Source organism: Phycicoccus sp., from assembly GCF_035325325.1.
Classification (GTDB): domain Bacteria; phylum Actinomycetota; class Actinomycetes; order Actinomycetales; family Dermatophilaceae; genus Phycicoccus.
This window is the reverse complement of the sequence record NZ_DAOLAC010000063.1, coordinates 1,976-9,150: the sequence shown is the minus strand read 5'-3', so window position 1 is coordinate 9,150 and position 7,175 is coordinate 1,976. Positions and strand designations below refer to the sequence as shown.

At 74.7% G+C, this 7,175-nt stretch carries 6 protein-coding genes; all 6 read left to right on the top strand.

What is annotated here, in order from left to right; all coding sequences use genetic code 11:
- Positions 1-51 precede the first annotated feature (51 nt).
- Complete coding sequence (gene argS, locus PKA89_RS19995; protein ID WP_324422578.1) at positions 52-1,698, top strand: arginine--tRNA ligase; 1,647 nt, start codon at positions 52-54, stop codon at positions 1,696-1,698.
- A gap of 10 nt (positions 1,699-1,708) precedes the next feature.
- Positions 1,709-3,148, top strand: coding sequence for a diaminopimelate decarboxylase (lysA, locus tag PKA89_RS19990; RefSeq protein ID WP_324422576.1), 1,440 nt, complete (start codon positions 1,709-1,711; stop codon positions 3,146-3,148).
- Positions 3,149-3,174: 26 nt separating this feature from the next.
- The gene (locus PKA89_RS19985) at positions 3,175-4,488 is read left to right on the top strand and encodes a homoserine dehydrogenase (RefSeq protein ID WP_324422574.1); all 1,314 of its coding nucleotides are present in this window, start codon (positions 3,175-3,177) and stop codon (positions 4,486-4,488) included.
- Position 4,489: 1 nt separating this feature from the next.
- Positions 4,490-5,593 carry a threonine synthase gene (gene thrC / locus PKA89_RS19980; RefSeq protein WP_324422572.1) on the top strand — a complete coding sequence of 368 codons (1,104 nt, stop codon included), beginning with the start codon at positions 4,490-4,492 and terminating at the stop codon, positions 5,591-5,593.
- A gap of 1 nt (position 5,594) precedes the next feature.
- Positions 5,595-6,530: a homoserine kinase gene (gene thrB / locus PKA89_RS19975; protein WP_324422570.1), complete on the top strand. Its 936-nt coding sequence runs from the start codon at positions 5,595-5,597 to the stop codon at positions 6,528-6,530.
- A gap of 294 nt (positions 6,531-6,824) precedes the next feature.
- Positions 6,825-7,175: Rho termination factor N-terminal domain-containing protein (locus PKA89_RS19970; protein ID WP_324422580.1), on the top strand; the 351-nt coding region annotated here is incomplete at its 3' end.

The following is a 7,175-nucleotide window of genomic DNA, read 5'->3' as shown; positions in this document are numbered from 1 at the left end:
GGCTCGCGGCGGCCGGACGGGCCGGTCGCGGGCGTCCGTAGACTTGCCCGGGTGACCCCCGAAGAGCTCTCGGCCGCCATCCGCGGCGCCCTCCAGTCCGCCGTCGACTCCGGTGACCTCGCCGTCACCGTGCCCGACGAGGTCCGGGTGGAGCGTCCGCGGAACCGCGACCACGGGGACTGGTCGACCAACGTCGCCCTCCAGCTCGCCAAGGGCGCCGGGATGAACCCGCGCGACCTCGCCACCACGCTCGCCGGCCGGGTGGCCGACCTCGCGGGCGTCAAGGCCGTCGACGTCGCCGGCCCGGGCTTCCTCAACATCACCCTCGACGCCGCCTCCGCCGGCGAGCTGGCCCGCAGCATCGTCGAGGCGGGAGAGGCCTACGGCCGCAACGAGTCCGAGGCCGGGCACGTCATCAACCTCGAGTTCATCTCCGCCAACCCCACCGGGCCGCTGCACCTGGGCCACACGCGGTGGGCCGCGCTCGGCGACGCGATGGCCCGGCTGCTGGAGGCCTCCGGCGCGCAGGTCACGAGCGAGTACTACATCAACGACGCCGGCGCGCAGATGGACAAGTTCGCGGCGTCCGTCCTCGCCCGGGCCAAGGGCGAGCCGACCCCCGAGGGCGGTTACCCCGGCGAGTACGTCGACGACCTCGCGGCGACGGCCCTCGCGGCCCGCCCCGACCTCGTCGAGCTGCCCGACACCGAGGCCCTGGCCGTCGCCCGGCAGCTCGCGTACGCGGCCCAGCTGGCGGACATCAAGGACACCCTCACCGACTTCGGCGTGCACTTCGACGTCTGGTTCTCCGAGAAGGAGCTGCACGACGCCGGCGCCGTCGAGCAGGCGGTGGCCCGGCTGCGCGAGCAGGGCCACGTCTTCGACCGGGACGGGGCGGTGTGGCTGCGCACGACCGACTTCACCGACGACCGCGACCGCGTCCTCATCCGCGCCAACGGCGAGCCCACCTACTTCGCCGCCGACGCCGCGTACTACCTGAGCAAGAAGGACCGCGGGTTCGACGAGAAGGTCTACCTGCTCGGTGCCGACCACCACGGGTACATCAACCGGCTCAAGGCGATCGCGGCCTGCGCCGGCGACGACCCCGAGCACAACATCGAGGTCCGCATCGGCCAGCTCGTCGACCTCAACGGCGCCAAGCTGTCCAAGCGGGCCGGCAACATCATCGAGCTGCGCGACCTCATCTCCTGGATCGGCACCGACGCCATCCGGTACTCGCTCGCGCGCTACCCGGCGGACAGCCCGCTGAGCCTCGACGGCGAGGAGCTGCGCAAGCAGACGAACGACAACCCGGTCTTCTACGTGCAGTACGCGCACGCCCGCACGGCGAACGTGGCCCGGCTGGCCGCCGAGGACGGCGTCGACCGCGCCGACGGCTTCGACGCCTCCCTCCTCACCGACCCCACCGAGGCGGCCCTGCTCGCGGTGCTCGGCGACTTCCCGCGGGTCGTGGCCCAGGCCGCCCACCTGCGCGAGCCGCACCGGGTCGCGCGCTACCTCGAGGAGCTCGCCGCCCGCTTCCACAAGTGGTACGACACCTGCCGGGTGCGTCCGACGAGCACGGAGCAGGAGGTCACCGACCTCCACCGGACCCGGTTGTGGCTCAACGACGCCACCCGCCGGGTGCTCGCGAACGGCCTCGACCTGCTCGGCGTCTCGGCGCCCGAGCGGATGTAGGAGCCGGCCGGTGCGCGCCCACGAGGCCGGCGCCCTCCACGCCGAGGGCTACGGCGGGCCTCCTCTCTACCTGCCCTACCCGAGCGACGTCATGGAGCTCCTGCCGCAGCTGTGGCCGGAGTCCATCGGCCGGGACGACGCGGGGCGGCTCACCGTCGCCGGCCTCGACGTCGTCACGCTCGCCGAACGCCACGGTACGGCGGCGTACGTCCTCGACGAGGGCGACTTCCGTTCCCGCGCACGGGCGTTCCGCGACGGCTTCGGCTCGGCGTTCGAGCGGTTCGGCGGGGCCGACGTCTACTACGCCGGCAAGGCGTTCCTCTGCACCGCCGTCGCCCGGTGGGTCGAGGAGGAGGGCCTGCACCTCGACGTGTGCACCGGGGGCGAGCTCGCCGTGGCCCGCCGCGCCGGCTTCCCCGCCGCGCGGATCGCGTTCCACGGCAACAACAAGACCGTCGCGGAGCTGCGCGACGCCCTCGAGTACGGGGTGGGCCGGGTCGTCGTCGACTCCTTCGACGAGATCGACCGCGTCGTCGCCCTCGCCGGCGAGCTCGGCGTCCGGGCCCCGGTCATGGTGCGGGTCACCGTCGGGGTCGAGGCGCACACGCACGAGTTCATCGCCACCGGGCACGAGGACCAGAAGTTCGGCTTCAGCCTCGCCGGTGGGCAGGCGATGGAGGCCGTCAGCCGTCTCCTGGCCCACCCCGAGGCCGTCGACCTGCGCGGCCTGCACAGCCACATCGGCAGCCAGATCTTCGACACCGGCGGTTTCGAGGCGGCGGTGCACCGGCTCGTCGGGCTGCACGCGCAGGTCGAGGCCGAGCACGGCGTCTCGATGCCCGAGGTCGACCTCGGGGGCGGCTACGGCATCGCCTACACGTCGCAGCACACGCCCCTGCCACCGGACGTCCTCGCCGACGCGATGGCCGACATCGTCGAGCGCGAGTTCAAGGCCCTCGGCGACGGCGACAACACGCGGGTCCCGCGGGTCTCGGTCGAGCCGGGCCGGGCGATCGTCGGCCCGAGCACCTTCACGCTCTACGAGGTCGGGACGGTCAAGCAGGTCGAGCTCGGCGGCGGGCACACCCGCACCTACGTGGCGGTCGACGGCGGGATGAGCGACAACGCCCGCCCCGCGCTCTACGAGGCCGACTACTCCTGCACCCTGGCCAACCGCCGCTCCACCGCCGCGCCGGCCCTGGCCCGGGTCGTCGGGCGACACTGCGAGAGCGGCGACATCGTCGTCCTCGACGAGTACCTGCCGGCCGACACCCGGCCCGGCGACCTCGTCGCCGTCCCCGGGACCGGGGCCTACTGCCGCAGCCTCTCCAGCCAGTACAACCACACCCCCCGGCCACCGGTCGTCGCCGTGCGCGAGGGCGAGAGCCGCGTCATCGTCCGTCGTGAGACGATCGACGACCTGCTCGCCCTCGACGTGGCGGACGCCTGAGCCCGACCCGAGGAGACCGATCCCCGATGGCCCACGAACCCGGCGCCCCCCTGCGCGTCGCCCTGCTCGGGTGCGGCGTCGTGGGCTCGTCCGTGGCACGGATGCTGCTGGACCAGGCCGACGACCTCGCCGCCCGCGTCGGCGCCCCGCTCGAGCTCGTCGGCATCGCCGTGCGCCGTCCGCAGCGGCCGCGCCCCGACGTCCCGGTCGACCCGTCGCTCTTCACCGCCGACGCCGAGGAGCTGGTCACCCGGGCCGACGTCGTCATCGAGGTGATCGGCGGCATCGACCCGGCCCGCGGGCTCATCCTCCGGGCGATGGAGCACGGTGCCGCGGTCGTGTCGGCGAACAAGGCGCTCGTCGCCGAGGACGGCCCGACGCTCTTCGAGGCGGCTGCGCAGCACGGCGTCGACCTCTACTACGAGGCCGCCGTCGCCGGGGCCATCCCCATCCTGCGGCCGGTCCGGGAGTCGCTGGCCGGCGACCACGTCCGCAAGGTCATGGGCATCGTCAACGGCACGACGAACTTCGTCCTCGACAAGATGGACGTCTCCGGGGCGGGCTTCGCCGAGACCGTCGAGGAGGCGCAGGCCCTCGGGTACGCCGAGGCCGACCCGACCGCCGACGTCGAGGGGTTCGACGCCGCGGCGAAGGCGGCCATCCTCGCCAGCCTCGCCTTCCACACCCGCGTCTCGGCCGCCGACGTGCACCGCGAGGGCATCACCGAGGTGACCGCCGCCGACATCCGCGCGGCCCGCGAGAACGACTGCGTCGTCAAGCTCCTCGCGATCTGTGAGCGGGTCACCGCCGACGGGGCCGACGCGGTGAGCGTCCGGGTGCACCCGGCGATGGTCCCGCGCACGCACCCGCTGGCCAGTGTCCGCGAGGCCTTCAACGCCGTGTTCGTCGAGGCCGAGGCCGCCGGCGAGCTGATGTTCTACGGCCGGGGCGCCGGTGGGGACCCCACCGCCTCGGCCGTGCTCGGCGACGTCGTCGCGGTGGCGCGGCAGCGCGTGTCCGGCGGGCGCGGCCCGGGGGAGTCGGCCTACGCCGACCTGCCCGTCGTCGACATGGGGCGCGCGGTCACTCGCTACCACATCAGCCTCGACGTCGCCGACCGCCCGGGTGTGCTCGCGCAGGTCGCCGCCGTCTTCGCCGAGCACGACGTCTCGATCGAGACCGTCCGCCAGCAGGTCGCCGCCGACGACGGCGGCCGCGCCCGGCTCATCGTCGTCACCCATCGGGCCAGCGACGCCGCGCTCGCCGCCACCGTCGACCGCCTCGCGTCGCTCGAGGCCGTCGACGACGTCGCCTCCGTCATGCGCGTGGAAGGAGCCTGACGTGGCCCACCAGTGGCGCGGCGTCATCCGTGAGTACGCCGAGCGCCTGCCGAGCCTCGCCGGCGCACCGGTCGTCACCCTGCTCGAGGGCGGCACGCCGCTCATCCCGTGCGAGAACCTCTCGGCGATGACCGGCGCGAACGTGCTCGTCAAGTACGAGGGCCTCAACCCGACCGCGTCGTTCAAGGACCGCGGGATGACCGCCGCCATCTCGGTCGCGAAGCTGCACGGTGCGAAGGCCGTCATCTGCGCGAGCACCGGCAACACGAGCGCCAGTGCCGCCGCCTACGCGGTCAAGGCAGGGATGACCTGTGCCGTCCTCGTGCCGGACGGGAAGATCGCCATGGGCAAGCTGTCGCAGGCGATCGCCCACGGCGCCACCCTCATCCAGGTCGAGGGCAACTTCGACGACTGCCTCACCGTCGCGCGCAAGCTCGCCGAGTCCTACCCGGTCGAGCTCGTCAACTCGGTCAACCCGGCCCGCATCGAGGGGCAGAAGACGGCGGCCTTCGAGGTCGTCGACGCCCTCGGCGACGCCCCGGACATCCACGTGCTGCCGGTCGGCAACGCCGGCAACATCACGGCCTACTGGAAGGGCTACACCGAGTACGCGTCGGAGACACCGGGCCCCGACGGTTCGGTGCTGCCCCCCGTCGCCACGCGCCGGCCGCGGATGTGGGGGTTCCAGGCCGCCGGCGCCGCGCCCCTCGTCCTCGGCCACCCGGTCGACGAGCCCGAGACGATCGCCACCGCCATCCGCATCGGCAACCCCGCGTCGTGGAGGCAGGCCGAGGCGGCCCGCGACGAGTCGGGCGGCCTCATCGACTCGGTGACCGACGACGAGATCCTCGAGGCGCACCGGCTGCTCTCGTCGACCGAGGGCGTGTTCGTCGAGCCCGGGTCGGCCGCGAGCATCGCCGGCCTCGTCAAGATGCACCGTGCCGGCCGGGTGCCGCAGGAGGCCACGATCGTCTGCACCGTGACGGGCCACGGCCTCAAGGACCCGCAGTGGGCCCTGCGCACCGCCGACGGCGCCGACGTCGAGCCGGTGCGCGTGCCGGTCGACGCGTACTCGGTCGCGGCCGCCCTCGGGCTCGAGGGGTGAGGTGAGCGCGGTGCTGCGCCCGGGGGTGGCCGTCGAGGTGGCGGTGCCCGCGAGCAGCGCCAACCTCGGGCCGGGATTCGACTCGGTCGGCTGCGCCCTCGGGGTCTGGGACCGCTGCCGGGCCACGGTCACCGCCGACCCCGGGCTCGTCGTGCACGTCGAGGGGGAGGGTGCCGGGGCGGTGCCGCTCGACGAGACCCACCTCGTGCACCGGGCGATGCGCACGGCGTGGGCCGAGGCCAGGGTCGAGCCGCCGGCCGGGCTGCGCCTGGAGTGCGTCAACGCGGTCCCGCACGGACGCGGGATGGGCTCGTCGGCGACCGCCATCGTCACCGGCATCGTCGCCGCCCTCGGGCTCGCCGCGACCTCGGCCGGCCGGGGCGCGCACGTCGACCTCGACGCCGCGAACTCCCTCGCGGCCCGCCTCGAGGGCCACCCGGACAACGCGTCGGCCAGCGTCTACGGCGGGGTGACTTTGTCGTGGAGCGACGACGCCGGGACGACCACCGTCCGGCTGCCGGTGCACCCGGACGTCGAGCCCGTCGTCCTGGCCCCCGAGACCCAGCTCTCCACCGCCCGGGCCCGCTCCGTGCTGCCGCAGCAGGTGCGGCTCGCCGACGCCGCGGCGAACTCGGCGCGCGCGGCGCTGCTCGTCCACGCGCTCGGGCACGCTCCCGAGCACCTCGTCGAGGCCACCCGCGACTGGTTGCACCAGGAGGCTCGACGCCCCTCCTACGCCGCCTCGATGGCGCTCGTCGACGCCCTGCGCGGCGCTGGGCACGCGGCCGCGATCTCCGGCGCCGGCCCGTCCGTCCTCGTCCTCGCCCACCGGGAGCGGGTCGCACGGGTCCGGGCGTTCGCGCCGGACGGCTGGCGGGTGCTCGCGCCCGGCATCCCGGAGCACGGGGCCGACGTCCGGGTGGTCGCGGAGGGCTGAACGGCCGATTCGGCGCGGCCCGGCGTGGGCGTCCACGGTGCGGTGGTACGGTGGGACCGCGATCGCCGCCGATGCCGGGCCCGTGGCCCGATGCCTGCAGCGAGTCGCCTCCCACGCCCCCTCGGGCAGAGCACGCGGTCCGTCGCGACCGCACGCCCGGGCGTGGTCTCTCCCACCCGACCGGCACCATCGCCGGTCCACGAGCGAGGGGAAGGATCCTTCGTGACAGACACCACCACCCTCGAGGCATCGGCACCGGCCGGCGGTCAGCGCCGCTCCGGCGCCCTCTCCGCCATGCGGCTCGCCGAGCTGCAGGGCCTCGCCTCGAGCATGGGCATCAGCGGCACCGCCAAGATGCGCAAGGGCGACCTCGTGGCCGCCATCCGGGCCCGCCAGAACGGCGAGAGCGGCCCGGCGGCCGAGGAGGCGCCGCGCCGCGCGCGCCGCGCCGAGGCCCCCGAGACCACCCGCGACGAGGCCCCGCCGGCCCGCCAGGAGCGGGACCAGCCCACCGGCCGCCAGGAGCGGATCGAGCGTCAGGACCGCGCGGACCGCCAGGACCGGGCCGAGCGCCAGGACCGGGCCGAGCGCCAGGACCGGGCCGAGCGCCCGGAGCGCGAGCCCCAGCGCGGCCAGGAGCAGCGC